The organism is Rahnella inusitata (assembly GCF_003263515.1).
Lineage (GTDB): Bacteria > Pseudomonadota > Gammaproteobacteria > Enterobacterales > Enterobacteriaceae > Rahnella > Rahnella inusitata.
This window is the reverse complement of record NZ_JYDE01000027.1, coordinates 1-12,766: the sequence shown is the minus strand read 5'-3', so window position 1 is coordinate 12,766 and position 12,766 is coordinate 1. Positions and strand designations below refer to the sequence as shown.

At 48.5% G+C, this 12,766-nt stretch carries 25 protein-coding genes; 1 reads left to right on the top strand and 24 read right to left on the bottom strand.

Translation table 11 applies throughout. From position 1 onward, the window contains the following. Positions 1 to 15: 15 nt before the first annotated feature. From secY to rpsJ, 22 genes are all read right to left on the bottom strand, one after another. Positions 16 to 1,347 (bottom strand): preprotein translocase subunit SecY, encoded by a 1,332-nt coding sequence (gene secY, locus TU92_RS16335; protein WP_034793668.1) that lies wholly within the window; start codon positions 1,345 to 1,347, stop codon positions 16 to 18. A gap of 7 nt (positions 1,348 to 1,354) precedes the next feature. Beyond that, positions 1,355 to 1,789: a 50S ribosomal protein L15 gene (gene rplO / locus TU92_RS16330; RefSeq protein WP_056778046.1), complete on the bottom strand. Its 435-nt coding sequence runs from the start codon at positions 1,787 to 1,789 to the stop codon at positions 1,355 to 1,357. Between the two features lie 3 nt (positions 1,790 to 1,792). Further along, complete coding sequence (gene rpmD, locus TU92_RS16325; protein ID WP_013573701.1) at positions 1,793 to 1,972, bottom strand: 50S ribosomal protein L30; 180 nt, start codon at positions 1,970 to 1,972, stop codon at positions 1,793 to 1,795. Between the two features lie 6 nt (positions 1,973 to 1,978). Further along, positions 1,979 to 2,479: a 30S ribosomal protein S5 gene (rpsE, locus tag TU92_RS16320; RefSeq protein WP_013573700.1), complete on the bottom strand. Its 501-nt coding sequence runs from the start codon at positions 2,477 to 2,479 to the stop codon at positions 1,979 to 1,981. Positions 2,480 to 2,493: 14 nt separating this feature from the next. Beyond that, the gene (rplR, locus tag TU92_RS16315; RefSeq protein ID WP_034793671.1) at positions 2,494 to 2,847 is read right to left on the bottom strand and encodes a 50S ribosomal protein L18; all 354 of its coding nucleotides are present in this window, start codon (positions 2,845 to 2,847) and stop codon (positions 2,494 to 2,496) included. A 9-nt stretch (positions 2,848 to 2,856) separates the two neighbouring features. Next, complete coding sequence (gene rplF, locus TU92_RS16310; RefSeq protein ID WP_112168256.1) at positions 2,857 to 3,390, bottom strand: 50S ribosomal protein L6; 534 nt, start codon at positions 3,388 to 3,390, stop codon at positions 2,857 to 2,859. 13 nt (positions 3,391 to 3,403) lie between these two features. Next, on the bottom strand, positions 3,404 to 3,796 hold the full coding sequence (rpsH, locus tag TU92_RS16305) for a 30S ribosomal protein S8 (protein ID WP_112168255.1): 393 nt from the start codon (positions 3,794 to 3,796) through the stop codon (positions 3,404 to 3,406). Between the two features lie 33 nt (positions 3,797 to 3,829). Beyond that, positions 3,830 to 4,135 (bottom strand): 30S ribosomal protein S14, encoded by a 306-nt coding sequence (gene rpsN / locus TU92_RS16300; protein ID WP_013573696.1) that lies wholly within the window; start codon positions 4,133 to 4,135, stop codon positions 3,830 to 3,832. A 13-nt stretch (positions 4,136 to 4,148) separates the two neighbouring features. Beyond that, entirely contained in the window at positions 4,149 to 4,688 is a 540-nt protein-coding gene (gene rplE / locus TU92_RS16295; RefSeq protein ID WP_013573695.1) for a 50S ribosomal protein L5, read from the bottom strand. A 14-nt stretch (positions 4,689 to 4,702) separates the two neighbouring features. Next, positions 4,703 to 5,017 carry a 50S ribosomal protein L24 gene (gene rplX / locus TU92_RS16290; RefSeq protein ID WP_056778037.1) on the bottom strand — a complete coding sequence of 105 codons (315 nt, stop codon included), beginning with the start codon at positions 5,015 to 5,017 and terminating at the stop codon, positions 4,703 to 4,705. Positions 5,018 to 5,028: 11 nt separating this feature from the next. Further along, the gene (gene rplN / locus TU92_RS16285; RefSeq protein WP_008457164.1) at positions 5,029 to 5,400 is read right to left on the bottom strand and encodes a 50S ribosomal protein L14; all 372 of its coding nucleotides are present in this window, start codon (positions 5,398 to 5,400) and stop codon (positions 5,029 to 5,031) included. Positions 5,401 to 5,569: 169 nt separating this feature from the next. Then, positions 5,570 to 5,824 carry a 30S ribosomal protein S17 gene (rpsQ, locus tag TU92_RS16280; RefSeq protein WP_014333604.1) on the bottom strand — a complete coding sequence of 85 codons (255 nt, stop codon included), beginning with the start codon at positions 5,822 to 5,824 and terminating at the stop codon, positions 5,570 to 5,572. Continuing rightward, a complete protein-coding gene (rpmC, locus tag TU92_RS16275; protein WP_013573692.1) occupies positions 5,824 to 6,015 on the bottom strand; it encodes a 50S ribosomal protein L29 in 192 nt (63 codons plus the stop codon). The genes rpsQ and rpmC overlap by 1 nt, the downstream gene beginning before the upstream one ends. Beyond that, a complete protein-coding gene (rplP, locus tag TU92_RS16270; protein ID WP_009639183.1) occupies positions 6,015 to 6,425 on the bottom strand; it encodes a 50S ribosomal protein L16 in 411 nt (136 codons plus the stop codon). Before rplP ends, rpmC begins: the two co-directional genes overlap by 1 nt. Positions 6,426 to 6,437: 12 nt before the next feature. Then, complete coding sequence (gene rpsC, locus TU92_RS16265; RefSeq protein WP_104923583.1) at positions 6,438 to 7,136, bottom strand: 30S ribosomal protein S3; 699 nt, start codon at positions 7,134 to 7,136, stop codon at positions 6,438 to 6,440. A gap of 17 nt (positions 7,137 to 7,153) precedes the next feature. After that, the gene (gene rplV, locus TU92_RS16260; protein WP_004391423.1) at positions 7,154 to 7,486 is read right to left on the bottom strand and encodes a 50S ribosomal protein L22; all 333 of its coding nucleotides are present in this window, start codon (positions 7,484 to 7,486) and stop codon (positions 7,154 to 7,156) included. 14 nt (positions 7,487 to 7,500) lie between these two features. Continuing rightward, positions 7,501 to 7,779, bottom strand: a complete 279-nt coding sequence (rpsS, locus tag TU92_RS16255) for a 30S ribosomal protein S19 (protein WP_004929772.1) — start codon at positions 7,777 to 7,779, stop codon at positions 7,501 to 7,503. Positions 7,780 to 7,793: 14 nt separating this feature from the next. Next, positions 7,794 to 8,618, bottom strand: a complete 825-nt coding sequence (gene rplB / locus TU92_RS16250; RefSeq protein WP_112168254.1) for a 50S ribosomal protein L2 — start codon at positions 8,616 to 8,618, stop codon at positions 7,794 to 7,796. Positions 8,619 to 8,637: 19 nt separating this feature from the next. Then, the gene (rplW, locus tag TU92_RS16245) at positions 8,638 to 8,940 is read right to left on the bottom strand and encodes a 50S ribosomal protein L23 (RefSeq protein ID WP_056778023.1); all 303 of its coding nucleotides are present in this window, start codon (positions 8,938 to 8,940) and stop codon (positions 8,638 to 8,640) included. Continuing rightward, positions 8,937 to 9,542, bottom strand: coding sequence for a 50S ribosomal protein L4 (gene rplD, locus TU92_RS16240; RefSeq protein WP_009639177.1), 606 nt, complete (start codon positions 9,540 to 9,542; stop codon positions 8,937 to 8,939). Before rplD ends, rplW begins: the two co-directional genes overlap by 4 nt. A 16-nt stretch (positions 9,543 to 9,558) precedes the next feature. Then, the gene (gene rplC / locus TU92_RS16235; protein ID WP_056778020.1) at positions 9,559 to 10,188 is read right to left on the bottom strand and encodes a 50S ribosomal protein L3; all 630 of its coding nucleotides are present in this window, start codon (positions 10,186 to 10,188) and stop codon (positions 9,559 to 9,561) included. A 32-nt stretch (positions 10,189 to 10,220) separates the two neighbouring features. Beyond that, the gene (rpsJ, locus tag TU92_RS16230; RefSeq protein ID WP_009639175.1) at positions 10,221 to 10,532 is read right to left on the bottom strand and encodes a 30S ribosomal protein S10; all 312 of its coding nucleotides are present in this window, start codon (positions 10,530 to 10,532) and stop codon (positions 10,221 to 10,223) included. Between the two features lie 217 nt (positions 10,533 to 10,749). Between rpsJ and TU92_RS22630 the strand changes: the two genes are divergently transcribed. Next, the gene (locus tag TU92_RS22630) at positions 10,750 to 11,790 is read left to right on the top strand and encodes a prepilin peptidase (RefSeq protein WP_112168253.1); all 1,041 of its coding nucleotides are present in this window, start codon (positions 10,750 to 10,752) and stop codon (positions 11,788 to 11,790) included. A 25-nt stretch (positions 11,791 to 11,815) separates the two neighbouring features. On the opposite strand, the gene bfr is transcribed toward TU92_RS22630, so the two are convergent. Together bfr and bfd are read right to left on the bottom strand one after the other, a co-directional pair. Further along, positions 11,816 to 12,295, bottom strand: coding sequence for a bacterioferritin (gene bfr, locus TU92_RS16220; protein ID WP_112168252.1), 480 nt, complete (start codon positions 12,293 to 12,295; stop codon positions 11,816 to 11,818). 86 nt (positions 12,296 to 12,381) lie between these two features. Next, entirely contained in the window at positions 12,382 to 12,576 is a 195-nt protein-coding gene (bfd, locus tag TU92_RS16215; protein ID WP_056778102.1) for a bacterioferritin-associated ferredoxin, read from the bottom strand. Positions 12,577 to 12,766: the final 190 nt, after the last annotated feature.

Sequence of the window (12,766 nt, the reverse complement as noted above, 5' to 3'; positions counted from 1 at the left end):
CTCAAACGCACCTGATTAGCGGTTATAGCCTTTCAGGTTTGCTTTCTTCAATGCAGACTCGTACTGACTTGACATCATCAGAGTTTGCACTTGAGCCATAAAGTCCATAATGACGACGACCACGATGAGTAGTGAAGTACCACCAAAGTAGAATGGAACTTTCATCGCGTCACGCATGAACTCCGGGATAAGGCAGATGAAAGTAATATACATCGCACCGATTAAGGTTAAACGAGTCATTACTTTATCGATGTACTTCGCCGTTTGCTCTCCCGGACGAATTCCTGGTACAAATGCACCGGACTTCTTCAGGTTATCTGCTGTCTCACGCGGGTTGAACACCAACGCAGTATAAAAGAAACAGAAGAAGATGATTGCAGTCGCATAGAGTAACACATAAAGCGGTTGTCCAGGCTGCAAATACAGCGAAATCGTAGTCAGCCAGTTCCAACCAGTCCCGCCCCCAAACCATGATGCAATCGTGGCAGGGAACAGAATGATGCTGGAAGCGAAGATAGCAGGAATAACACCAGCCATATTCACTTTCAACGGTAAGTGCGTGCTCTGTGCTGCATAGACACGACGACCTTGTTGACGTTTAGCGTAGTTAACGACGATACGACGTTGACCACGTTCAACAAACACCACAAAGAAAGTCACTGCAAACACTAAAACTGCAACCAACAGCAACAGGAGGAAGTGCAGGTCGCCTTGCCGAGCTTGTTCGATTGTATGGGCAACTGCTGGCGGGAGACCCGCTACGATACCGGCAAAAATAATGATTGAAATACCGTTACCGATACCTCTTTCAGTAATCTGCTCACCCAGCCACATTAGGAACATTGTCCCGGTAACCAAGCTAACAACTGCAGTAAAGTAGAACGCAAAGCCTGGATTTAACACCAGGCCCTGCATACCAGGCATGTTCGGAAGACCGGTAGCAATACCAATCGACTGGAACACAGCCAATACCAGCGTACCGTAACGGGTGTACTGGCTAATCTTACGACGGCCAGCCTCCCCTTCTTTCTTTATTTCTGCTAACGCTGGATGAACCACTGTTAACAGCTGGATAATTATCGATGCCGAAATGTACGGCATGATTCCCAGAGCAAAGATAGAAGCACGGCTAAGGGCGCCACCAGAGAACATGTTAAACATTTCAATGATGGTGCCTCTTTGCTGTTCGAGCAATTTGGCAAGTACAGTGGCATCAATACCAGGGATCGGAATAAAAGAGCCGATACGGAAAACAATCAGCGCACCGATAACAAACAAAAGTCTGCGCTTCAGTTCGCCTAGTCCACCCTTGGCACTTTGGAAATCTAACCCCGGTTGCTTAGCCATCTGCTACTTATTCCTCAATTTTACCGCCAGCAGCTTCGATAGCAACACGAGCGCCTTTGGTGACACGCAAACCACGCAGAGTTACCGCACGACCGACTTCGCCTGAAAGGATTACTTTCGCGAATTCGATCTGGATACCAACTACGTTAGCGGCTTTCAGCGCGTTCAGGTCGATCACGTCGCCTTCCACCAGAGCCAGTTCAGACAGACGTACTTCTGCCGTAATCATAGCTTTGCGGGAGGTGAAGCCGAATTTCGGCAAACGACGATATAAAGGCATCTGACCACCTTCAAAACCACGACGTACGCCACCGCCAGAACGTGAGTTCTGACCTTTGTGACCACGACCAGCGGTTTTACCCAGGCCAGAACCAATACCACGACCTACACGCTTAGGCGCTTGTTTGGCACCATCAGCCGGAGACAGAGTATTTAAACGCATCTCTTACTCCTCAACCTTAACCATGTAGGAAACCAGGTTGATCATACCGCGTACAGCAGGAGTATCCTCGCGCTCAACGGTGTGACCAATACGACGCAGACCCAGGCCCAGCAGAGTAGCTTTATGCTTCGGCAGACGGCCAATGGAACTGCGAGTTTGTGTAACTTTAATAGTCTTTGCCATGGTTAATTACCCCAGAATTTCTTCAACGGATTTACCACGCTTGGCAGCGACCATTTGTGGGGATTTCATATTTGCCAGAGCATCAATAGTTGCACGAACCACGTTGATCGGGTTTGTAGAACCATAAGCTTTAGCCAATACGTTATGTACCCCTGCAACTTCCAGGACGGCGCGCATTGCACCACCGGCGATAATACCGGTACCTTCGGAAGCCGGCTGCATGAACACACGGGAACCCGTATGAGCACCTTTAACAGGATGCTGCAGGGTGCCGCTGTTCAGCGCGACATTCATCATGTTGCGACGGGCTTTTTCCATCGCTTTCTGGATCGCTGCCGGAACTTCGCGTGCTTTGCCGTAGCCAAAACCAACGCGACCGTTACCATCACCAACTACTGTCAGTGCGGTAAAGCTGAAGATACGGCCACCTTTTACGGTTTTAGATACGCGGTTTACCGCGATCAGCTTTTCCTGCAGTTCGCCAGCTTGTTTTTCGATGTGAGCCATCTTAAACCTCTTCCTTAGAACTGAAGGCCAGCTTCACGGGCAGCATCTGCCAGTGCCTGGACTCGACCATGATATTGGAAACCGGAACGGTCAAAGGATACTTTCGTGATCCCTTTTTCCAATGCGCGTTCTGCGATAGCTTTACCTACAGCAGTGGCAGCATCTTTGTTGCCGGTATACTTCAGTTGCTCAGTAATAGTTTTTTCTACAGTAGATGCAGCAACTAATACTTCGGAACCGTTTGGAGCGATGACCTGTGCGTAAATATGACGCGGGGTACGATGTACCACCAGGCGAGTCGCACCCAATTCCTTGAGCTTGCGGCGTGCGCGGGTCGCACGACGGATACGAGCAGATTTCTTATCCATAGTGTTACCTTACTTCTTCTTAGCCTCTTTGGTACGCACGACTTCGTCGGCGTAACGGACACCCTTGCCTTTATAAGGCTCAGGACGACGGTAGGCACGTAAATCTGCAGCAACCTGACCAATGACTTGTTTATCAGCGCCTTTCAGCACGATTTCAGTCTGGGTCGGACATTCTGCAGTAACGCCTTCCGGCAATTGGTGATCGACCGGGTGAGAGAAGCCTAAGGCTAAATTCACCACGTTGCCTTTAACAGCAGCACGATAACCAACACCTACCAATTGAAGCTTTTTAGTGAAGCCGTCGGTAACACCTATAACCATTGAGTTCAACAGTGCACGAGTGGTACCCGCTTGGGCCCATCCGTCTACAAAACCTTCGTTTGGACCGAAAGTCAGTGTATTTTCTTCCTGTTTAACAACAACGGCGTCATGGATAGTACGTGACAGCTCGCCGTTTTTACCCTTAATCGAAATAACCTGACCGTTGAGTTTTACCTCTACGCCGGCAGGAATGACGACGGGTGCTTTTGCAACACGAGACATGCTTTCCTCCCGATTAAGCTACGTAGCAGATAATCTCGCCACCAAGACCAGCCTGGCGAGCTGAACGATCAGTCATAACACCTTTAGAGGTAGAAATAACAGCGATACCCATACCGGCCATAACTTTTGGCAGCTCATCTTTTTTCTTGTAGATGCGCAGACCAGGACGGCTGATACGTTGAATGCTTTCTACCACTGCCTTGCCCTGGAAGTACTTCAGTACTAATTCCAGTTCAGGTTTGGCGTCGCCTTCGATTTTAAATTCTTCAATATAGCCTTCTTCCTTCAGCACGTTGGCAATAGCCACTTTCAGCTTGGAGGAAGGCATGGTGACCGCAACTTTGTTCGCGGCTTGACCGTTACGGATACGGGTCAGCATATCCGCGATCGGATCTTGCATGCTCATCTGTCTTTACTCCCGTGATTCAATTGGTGACAATTACCAGCTAGCCTTTTTAAGACCCGGAATTTCACCGCGCATAGCGGCTTCACGGACCTTAATACGGCTCAACCCGAACTTCCGCAGGAAAGCATGCGGACGACCAGTTTGACGGCAGCGGTTACGCTGACGAGACGGGCTGGAATCACGCGGCAGAGACTGCAGCTTAAGAACCGCATCCCAACGATCTTCGTCGGATGAGTTCACACCAGAGATAATAGCTTTCAATTCCTCGCGTTTAGCGCGGTATTTATCAGCCAGTTTTACGCGAACGACTTCGCGTGCTTTCATGGATTGCTTAGCCATTAGTAACCCTGCCTTACTTGCGGAACGGGAAGTTAAAGGCTGTCAGCAATGCACGGCCTTCATCATCGGATTTCGCAGTAGTGGTGATAGTAATATCTAAACCACGAACGCGATCGACTTTATCATAATCGATTTCCGGGAAGATGATCTGTTCACGCACGCCCATGCTGTAGTTACCACGACCATCGAAAGACTTAGCAGACAAGCCGCGGAAGTCACGAATACGTGGTACAGCAATGGAGACCAGACGCTCAAAGAACTCCCACATGCGTTCGCCGCGGAGGGTTACTTTACAGCCGATCGGATAGCCCTGACGGATTTTGAAGCCTGCAACTGATTTGCGTGCTTTGGTGATCAACGGTTTTTGACCGGAGATTGCTGCCAGGTCAGCTGCTGCGTTATCCAGCAGTTTCTTGTCAGCGATCGCTTCACCAACACCCATGTTCAGGGTGATCTTCTCGACCCGAGGGACTTGCATGACAGAATTGTAACCAAACTCAGCCATGAGTTTTTTTACGACATCGTCTTTGTAGTAATCATGCAGTTTCGCCATCGTACTACTCCAAATTACTTGATAGTTACGCTGTTAGACTTGAAGAAACGTACTTTTTTGCCGTCTTCGAATCTAAAGCCTACACGGTCCGCCTTGCCAGTAGCCGTGTTGAAGAGAGCAACGTTAGAAACCGGAATTGCAGCTTCTTTTTCAACGATGCCACCTGGTTGGTTCAGGGCCGGTACAGGCTTCTGATGTTTCTTAACCAGGTTGATACCTTCAACAATGACCTTACCAGAAGTCAGGACATTTTTTACTTTACCGCGCTTACCTTTATCTTTACCGGTAAGCAGGATAACTTCGTCATCACGACGGATTTTCGCTGCCATGGTTTCGCTCCTTAGAGTACTTCTGGTGCCAGAGAGATAATTTTCATGAACTTCTCATTACGCAGTTCACGAGTTACCGGCCCAAAAATACGCGTGCCGATTGGCTGTTCGCTGTTATTGTTTAAAATAACGCAAGCATTACCATCGAAGCGAATGACAGAACCGTCCGGGCGACGAACACCCTTCTTGGTGCGCACCACTACCGCCTTCAGCACATCGCCTTTCTTCACCTTACCGCGAGGAATTGCTTCCTTGATGGTAATTTTGATGATGTCGCCGACGCCTGCGTAGCGACGGTGCGAGCCACCTAGAACCTTGATACACATTACGCGACGTGCACCGGAGTTGTCGGCCACGGTCAGCATAGTCTGTTCTTGGATCATGTTAGTGCTCCGCTAATGTCAACTACAACTTAGGACCCAGGATAGGTCATTAAGAAATCCCCACAATATGAGGGCGCGGCATTATAACACCGGTTCCCGACTATGGGTAGAAAAAATAAACGGCTCACGTGCATGAGCCGTTTATCTATTTTTGAGAAGCGCTACTGTATTACAGAATCGCTTTCTCTACAACGCGAACCAAGGTCCAAGACTTAGTCTTAGACAGTGGACGGCATTCGCTGATTTCAACAACGTCACCGATACCACATTCATTGTTCTCGTCATGTACGTGCAATTTGGTCGTACGTTTGATGAATTTCCCGTAAATTGGGTGCTTCACCACACGCTCAATCGCAACAACGATGGATTTCTCCATTTTGTCACTGATTACACGACCCTGCAGAGTACGGATCTTATCAGTCATTACGCACCCGCCTTTTCAGTCAGTAAAGTTTTCACACGTGCAACATCACGACGCACTTGTTTCAACAGGTGTGTTTGCTGCAACTGGCCGCTTGCCGTTTGCATGCGCAGGTTAAACTGCTCACGCAAAAGGTTCAGCAACTCAGTGTTCAGCTCTTCCACGCTTTTTTCGCGCAGCTCTTGTGCTTTCATTACATCACCGTCTTAGTTACAAAGGTGGTTTTGATAGGCAGTTTGGCTGCTGCCAGCTGGAAGGCTTCACGAGCCAGCTCTTCAGGCACACCGTCCATTTCATACAGGACTTTACCAGGCTGAATCAAAGCAACCCAATACTCTACGTTGCCTTTACCTTTACCCATACGAACTTCGAGCGGTTTCTCGGTGATCGGTTTGTCCGGGAATACTCGGATCCAGATCTTACCTTGACGCTTAACTGCACGGGTCATCGCACGACGTGCTGCTTCAATTTGACGAGCAGTCAGACGACCACGGCCAACAGCTTTCAGACCGTAAGTGCCGAAGCTCACATCCGTACCTTGCGCAAGACCACGGTTGCGGCCCTTGTGCACCTTACGGAATTTTGTACGCTTTGGTTGTAACATCAGCGACTCTCCTTACTTGCGGCCTTTACGCTGCTGCTTTTTAGGTTGAGCAGCCGGTTCCGGTTGTTCAACTGCAGCCATACCACCCAGGATCTCACCTTTGAAGATCCATACCTTAACGCCGATTACACCGTAAGTGGTGTGCGCTTCAGATGTGTTGTAATCGATATCCGCACGCAGTGTATGCAACGGAACACGACCTTCACGGTACCATTCGGTACGCGCGATTTCAGCACCGCCAAGGCGGCCGCTTACTTCAACTTTGATACCTTTAGCGCCAAGACGCATTGCGTTCTGTACAGCACGCTTCATAGCACGACGGAACATAACGCGACGTTCCAGCTGTGAAGTGATGCTGTCAGCAACCAATTTAGCGTCCAGTTCCGGTTTACGGATCTCGGCGATGTTAATCTGCGCAGGAACGCCAGCGATATCCGCTACGACCTTACGCAGTTTTTCGACATCTTCACCTTTCTTGCCGATAACGATGCCAGGACGAGCGGTGTGAATAGTCACACGGATGCTCTTCGCTGGACGCTCGATAACGATGCGAGAAACGGAAGCTTTCGCTAATTCCTTAGTCAGGAACTGGCGAACTTTAAAGTCGCTGTCCAGGTTGTCAGCGAAATCTTTGGTATTTGCATACCAAGTAGAATTCCAAGGTTTGACAATACCTAGGCGAATACCATTAGGATGTACTTTCTGACCCATTGCTAGTCTCCAGAGTCTCAGCGATCGGACACAACCACAGTAATGTGGCTGGTGCGCTTCAGGATGCGATCTGCACGACCTTTAGCACGCGGCATAATGCGCTTCATGCTTGGGCCTTCGTCTACGAAAATCTTCGTGACTTTCAGATCATCGATGTCAGCGCCATCGTTGTGTTCTGCGTTAGCAATGGCAGACTCCAGCACCTTCTTAACCAGACCAGCAGCTTTCTTGTTGGTGTAGGCCAAAGTTTCCAGAGCTTGCGACACTTTCTTACCGCGGATCAGGTCTGCAACAAGGCGAACCTTCTGAGCAGAAGAACGAGCGTGGCGATGTTTAGCTATAGTTTCCATCTCTTCCTCCTACCTTAGCGCTTTTTAGCTTTTTTATCAGCCGCATGGCCGCGATAAGTACGAGTCGGCGCGAATTCACCCAGTTTGTGACCGACCATTTCATCGGAAACGAACACTGGTACGTGCTGACGACCATTATGGACAGCGATGGTCAAACCGATCATGTTAGGAAAGATCGTTGAACGACGGGACCAAGTGCGCAAAGGCTTCTTGTCACCGCTTTCCACCGCTTTCTCTACCTTCTTCAGCAAGTGCAGGTCAATAAAAGGACCTTTCTTGAGAGAACGTGGCATGGCTTATCCTCTAATTATTTTTTACTACGGCGACGTACAATGAATTTATCAGTACGCTTGTTGCTACGGGTCTTCTTACCTTTGGTTTGAACGCCCCACGGGGTTACCGGGTGCTTACCAAAGTTACGACCTTCACCACCACCGTGTGGGTGATCGACTGGGTTCATCGCAGTACCGCGAACGGTAGGACGAATACCACGCCAACGACTTGCACCTGCTTTACCCAGAACGCGAAGCATGTGTTCAGAGTTACCGACTTCACCTAAGGTGGCGCGGCAATCAATCTGAACTTTACGCATTTCGCCAGAGCGCAGACGCAGAGTCACGTAGGAACCGTCACGAGCAACGATCTGAACGTAGGCACCAGCTGAGCGAGCCATCTGGCCGCCTTTACCTGGTTTCATTTCTACGTTGTGAACCGTTGAACCTACTGGGATGTTGCGCATAGGCAGGGTGTTACCTGTCTTGATTGCAGCATCAACACCAGATTGGATCTGATCACCTACTTTCAGGCCTTTCGGCGCCAGGATGTAACGGCGTTCGCCATCTTTGTACAGAACCAGCGCGATGTTCGCGGAACGGTTCGGATCGTACTCCAGACGCTCAACCACTGCAGCGATGCCATCTTTGTTGCGTTTGAAGTCAACAAGACGGTAATGCTGTTTGTGGCCACCACCGATATGACGGGTGGTGATACGGCCATTGTTGTTACGGCCACCGCTTTTGCTCAGTTTTTCAAGCAGCGGGGCAAAAGGTTTACCCTTATGCAGCTCAGGGTTAACCACTTTAACAACGTGGCGACGACCCGGAGATGTAGGTTTACATTTAACAATTGCCATTGTTTCTTACTCCTCCGACTTACTCAGCGCCGCTGATGAAGTCCAGATTCTGGCCTTCTTTCAGGGTGACGTAAGCTTTTTTCCAGTCGCTACGACGACCAACACGCTGACCCTGACGTTTCACTTTGCCTTTAACCAGCAAGGTGTTTACGTCTTCGACTTCGACTTCAAACAGTTTCGAAACCGCAGCTTTGATTTCTGCTTTAGTCGCGTCTTTGGCAACTTTGAGTACGATGGTGTTGTTCTTTTCCATCGCGGTAGAAGCTTTTTCAGAAACGTGCGGCGCGCGCAGCACTTTCAGCAGACGTTCTTCACGAATCATGCCAGCATCTCCTCAACTTGCTTCACAGCGTCAGCAGTCATAACCACTTTGTCGAAGGCGATCAGGCTTACTGGATCGATACCTGCTACATCGCGAACGTCAACCTTGTACAGGTTACGTGCGGCCAGGAACAGATTCTCGTCGACTTCGCCAGTTACAATCAGCACGTCTTCCAGAGCCATGTCTTTCAGTTTCTGTGCCAGCAGCTTAGTTTTAGGCGCTTCTACAGAGAACGTTTCGACAACGATCAGACGATCTTGACGTACCAGTTCGGACAGAATGCTTTTCAGCGCGCCGCGGTACATCTTTTTATTTACTTTTTGACTGTGGTCCTGTGGCTTTGCAGCGAAGGTTACACCACCGGAACGCCAGATTGGGCTCTTTACAGAACCTGCACGCGCACGGCCAGTACCTTTCTGACGCCAAGGTTTTTTACCGGAACCAGTTACTTCAGCACGGGTCTTCTGAGCGCGAGTACCTTGACGGGCACCTGCTGCATAAGCAACAACGACCTGGTGTACAAGCGCTTCATTGAAATCACGCCCGAAGGTAGTTTCGGAAACAGTCAGCGCGCTTTGCGCGTCTTTCACTACTAATTCCATTCCTATCTCCTCGACGTTAAGCCTTAACAGCAGGTTTAACGATCAGGTTGCCACCGGTAGCACCCGGAACAGCACCCTTGACCAGTAGCAGGTTGCGCTCAGCATCAACACGTACTACATCCAGGCTCTGAACGGTTACACGTTCGTTACCCAGTTGGCCTGCCATTTTCTTACCTTTGAACACTTTACCTGGAGTCTGGTTCTGACCGATTGAACCATGTCCACGGTGTGCCAAGGAGTTACCATGGGTAGCATCTTGGGTACGGAAGTTCCAGCGCTTAACTGTGCCAGCAAAACCTTTACCTTTAGAAGTACCGGTAACATCGACTTTCTTAACGTCTGCGAAAATTTCAACGCTAATGTTCTGACCTGCAGTAAATTCTTCACCTTCTGCAAGGCGGAATTCCCACAGACCGCGGCCAGCTTCAACGCCAGCTTTAGCGAAGTGACCCGCTTCTGGTTTGGTTACACGGTTAGCTTTTTTGCTACCAGTAGTAACCTGCACAGCACGGTAACCATCGTTGTCCAGGTCTTTGACCTGAGTAACGCGGTTTGCTTCAATTTCGATAACGGTTACTGGGATAGAAACGCCATCTTCTGTGAAGATACGAGTCATGCCCACTTTCTTACCGACTAAACCAATCATTGTTTCAACCTCTCAATCGTCAATGACCCTGATTAACCCAGGCTGATCTGCACGTCTACACCAGCAGCCAGATCCAGACGCATCAGAGCATCAACGGTTTTCTCGGTTGGCTCAACGATGTCAACCAGACGCTTATGAGTGCGAATTTCATACTGATCGCGCGCATCTTTATTGACGTGCGGAGAAATCAGAATAGTAAAACGCTCTTTGCGGGTCGGCAGCGGGATTGGACCACGAACTTGCGCACCAGTGCGCTTCGCAGTCTCAACGATTTCCGCAGTTGATTGATCGATCAAACGATGATCAAACGCTTTCAGGCGGATACGGATTCTTTGGTTCTGCATGAGACCAGAGCTCCAATTATTTTAAACGTAAATGATTACTCCTCATACCCATTTCGATTGATGGGAGAGTGTAATCGTTCTTCACATAACCCCCATATCGGGAGTATTGTTGACCAGCGAGTTGCCTCAGTGGCCAGCTGATTCAGATTGAATCAGGCTTACCAATATTAGGTAAGCCCGCGCATTATACGTAAACCGTCGGAATAAGCAACTAGCAATGACGGCAACATGCTTTTATTTTGCTCACTTCATCGAGGTCCCTCGCCGTACCTGCTACTCACATCTTTCATCAATTCATCCCGCATATATCTGCCGAGCAACTCATCAGTTTCAAAATGTAATCAACGTTAAGATTGAATTCTTTAGTGTTCTTCATGCCACCAATCCAAAATCAGTATCCAGCAATCGTCATTGGATGAGGGAGGAAAAAATCATGGAGGAAGTCTGGCAAGGTTTTATATGGGGCCTTAGTTGTCTGGCATACCGCGTACATACCACCTCTTTGATCGCCGGATTGATCTTAGGCAGCTATCTGAAGGTTGTGGTCTGTCGGCATTGTCTTAATGAGGGTTACTTTAAAGAGCCACATGTTACTGTCGATAACTCAACTCCAGCATCCTGTTCTCCACTCTGCCAAAATACATTCGCCCCATGGCCAAACATCACCATAGTCAGTTGGTTACTACGTAGAGGGCGCGGTTATTATTGTGATGAGCCTAACTCTGTACACTATCCCCTGTCGGAGGTAACTTGCGGAGTGGTATTCCTCTGTATCTCTTTCTTCGCACCCACCCCTGTTGTCCTGGTCCAACTTTGCGTATTGGCATGGTTTCTTATAGCCCTCAGTATGATTGATTACTTTACGCTCCAATTGCCAGATGCGCTCACTCAACCGCTAATGTGGTCAGGGTTGGTGCTAAGTGTGTCCGGGATCGGGATACGTCCTGAGTCTGCTATATACGGGGCAGTGTTTGGTTATCTTTCATTATGGGGACTTTACTGGCTGTATCTGATTTTCACCAGGAATGAGGGTATAGGGTACGGTGATTTTAAATTGCTCGCAGCTATTGGAGCCTGGGTTGGATGGGAAATGCTGCCGCTTGTTTGTACACTAGCGGCATCATGCGGGATCGTGTTTTCATTGTGTAGGCAAAGGACACATCATATCAACCAACTCATTCCTTTTGGCCCAAGCCTTTCTGGGGCGGGTTTCCTTATCTACATCAGCCAGATGAATGACGAACTCTGGCTGATGTAATCTTTACCGATTCAATTCTAAGGATTTACTGCGATTCTTCTTTTAACTGAGACTGGATATAGTTTTGCAGGCCGATACGGCCAATCAGTTCAATCTCTGTTTCCAGCCAGTCGATGTGATGTTCCTCGTCGGCCAAAATAGTTATCATAATATCGCGGCTGACGTAATCATGAACGGAGTCAGCATAATCAATGGCTTCGCGCAAATCTTTCGCACCTTCCAATTCGAGAAGTAAATCTGATTTCAGCATCTCCTCAACATCTTCACCGATATTAAGTTTTCCGAGATCTTGCAGGTTAGGCAGGCCTTCCAGGAACAAGATGCGCTCTATGTAGATATCTGCATGCTTCATTTCGTCTATCGACTCATGATACTCGATTCCATTGAGGCGCATTAACCCCCAGTTTTTGAACATACGGGCGTGCAAAAAATACTGATTGATAGCAACCAGTTCATTTCCAAGAAGTTTATTGAGGTGTGCAATGACTTTTTTATCGCCTTTCATAGGTAACTCCTCCGTTCCGGTATCTAAAGCGTAGATCCGGTACAGAGTAAGTCAAAAAAAAGGCACATTTTTTATCGAAGTATTTTTTACGCGATGTTTTTGAACTCTGGAATCTGCTGTAATTCATCTTCCATTATCTGACGTGCCGCGCGAACACATTTGCCACATTGCGTCCCTACCGGGACAAAATTTCTGAGCTGTTGAAACGTTTGAGGCTGGTAACGTCTTACTGCCTGTCTGATTGTTTTATCACTGACTGAATTACACAAACACACGTACATATAAACCACACTTCGCATAAAACTTACCCTAACTTTAAATGAGAATGGTTATTATTGCAAATGCGAGGACATATTTTTTTGCGTGAAATTCAGGCAATAAAAAAGGGTGCCGAGGCACCCTTTTTTTGCTCTTAATTATCAGCGATTAAGCGATAACTTTAGCAACAACGCCTGCACCTACGGTACGGCC

Coding starts and splice junctions, on each gene's coding strand:
- secY (WP_034793668.1), bottom strand. CDS start 1,347: ATGGCTAAGCAACCGGGGTTAGATTTCCAAAGTGCCAAGGGTGGACTA.
- rplO (WP_056778046.1), bottom strand. CDS start 1,789: ATGCGTTTAAATACTCTGTCTCCGGCTGATGGTGCCAAACAAGCGCCT.
- rpmD (WP_013573701.1), bottom strand. CDS start 1,972: ATGGCAAAGACTATTAAAGTTACACAAACTCGCAGTTCCATTGGCCGT.
- rpsE (WP_013573700.1), bottom strand. CDS start 2,479: ATGGCTCACATCGAAAAACAAGCTGGCGAACTGCAGGAAAAGCTGATC.
- rplR (WP_034793671.1), bottom strand. CDS start 2,847: ATGGATAAGAAATCTGCTCGTATCCGTCGTGCGACCCGCGCACGCCGC.
- rplF (WP_112168256.1), bottom strand. CDS start 3,390: ATGTCTCGTGTTGCAAAAGCACCCGTCGTCATTCCTGCCGGCGTAGAG.
- rpsH (WP_112168255.1), bottom strand. CDS start 3,796: ATGAGCATGCAAGATCCGATCGCGGATATGCTGACCCGTATCCGTAAC.
- rpsN (WP_013573696.1), bottom strand. CDS start 4,135: ATGGCTAAGCAATCCATGAAAGCACGCGAAGTCGTTCGCGTAAAACTG.
- rplE (WP_013573695.1), bottom strand. CDS start 4,688: ATGGCGAAACTGCATGATTACTACAAAGACGATGTCGTAAAAAAACTC.
- rplX (WP_056778037.1), bottom strand. CDS start 5,017: ATGGCAGCGAAAATCCGTCGTGATGACGAAGTTATCCTGCTTACCGGT.
- rplN (WP_008457164.1), bottom strand. CDS start 5,400: ATGATCCAAGAACAGACTATGCTGACCGTGGCCGACAACTCCGGTGCA.
- rpsQ (WP_014333604.1), bottom strand. CDS start 5,824: ATGACTGATAAGATCCGTACTCTGCAGGGTCGTGTAATCAGTGACAAA.
- rpmC (WP_013573692.1), bottom strand. CDS start 6,015: ATGAAAGCACAAGAGCTGCGCGAAAAAAGCGTGGAAGAGCTGAACACT.
- rplP (WP_009639183.1), bottom strand. CDS start 6,425: ATGTTACAACCAAAGCGTACAAAATTCCGTAAGGTGCACAAGGGCCGC.
- rpsC (WP_104923583.1), bottom strand. CDS start 7,136: ATGGGTCAGAAAGTACATCCTAATGGTATTCGCCTAGGTATTGTCAAA.
- rplV (WP_004391423.1), bottom strand. CDS start 7,486: ATGGAAACTATAGCTAAACATCGCCACGCTCGTTCTTCTGCTCAGAAG.
- rpsS (WP_004929772.1), bottom strand. CDS start 7,779: ATGCCACGTTCTCTCAAGAAAGGTCCTTTTATTGACCTGCACTTGCTG.
- rplB (WP_112168254.1), bottom strand. CDS start 8,618: ATGGCAATTGTTAAATGTAAACCTACATCTCCGGGTCGTCGCCACGTT.
- rplW (WP_056778023.1), bottom strand. CDS start 8,940: ATGATTCGTGAAGAACGTCTGCTGAAAGTGCTGCGCGCGCCGCACGTT.
- rplD (WP_009639177.1), bottom strand. CDS start 9,542: ATGGAATTAGTAGTGAAAGACGCGCAAAGCGCGCTGACTGTTTCCGAA.
- rplC (WP_056778020.1), bottom strand. CDS start 10,188: ATGATTGGTTTAGTCGGTAAGAAAGTGGGCATGACTCGTATCTTCACA.
- rpsJ (WP_009639175.1), bottom strand. CDS start 10,532: ATGCAGAACCAAAGAATCCGTATCCGCCTGAAAGCGTTTGATCATCGT.
- TU92_RS22630 (WP_112168253.1), top strand. CDS start 10,750: ATGACGGCAACATGCTTTTATTTTGCTCACTTCATCGAGGTCCCTCGC.
- bfr (WP_112168252.1), bottom strand. CDS start 12,295: ATGAAAGGCGATAAAAAAGTCATTGCACACCTCAATAAACTTCTTGGA.
- bfd (WP_056778102.1), bottom strand. CDS start 12,576: ATGTACGTGTGTTTGTGTAATTCAGTCAGTGATAAAACAATCAGACAG.